A 368-nucleotide genomic window follows, 5' to 3' on the forward strand; every position below is an offset into this window, starting at 1 on the left:
GGACCAGCAGGAATAAAACTCAAATTATCAATTTGAGTTGGACAAACAATATCATTAAAATTCTCTTCTTCATTCAAATAATTACTTAGTCCGCTATTACCGTCGCATCCAAACATTTTACTCAACTTGGGTTTTCTCATGTCTGTTTCGACCAAAAGTACTTTTCTGTGGTTAAGCGCCAAAATTGCCGCAAGATTTGCACTTATGAATGATTTACCCTCTCCCGGCATAACAGATTGTACAGATATGATCATCTGTTGATTCTCTACTGACAAATTTTCCAAATCGGTCCTAAGACTCCGAAATGATTCTGTTATTGCTGAACGAGGCCGATTACAAACCAAAACCTCTTTACGATTCTTATTGTG

Annotated in this window: 1 protein-coding gene; it reads right to left on the reverse strand. The window is 37.0% G+C overall.

All coding sequences use genetic code 11. The annotated features are described in order from the left end of the window. A partial coding sequence (locus D0S45_21005) for a tyrosine-protein kinase family protein (protein TIH02083.1) occupies window positions 1-284 on the reverse strand: 284 nt, incomplete at its 3' end. Between the last annotated feature and the right edge of the window lie 84 nt (window positions 285-368).

Origin of the sequence: Marinifilum sp. JC120, assembly GCA_004923195.1 — a bacterium.
Classification (GTDB): domain Bacteria; phylum Desulfobacterota; class Desulfovibrionia; order Desulfovibrionales; family Desulfovibrionaceae; genus Maridesulfovibrio.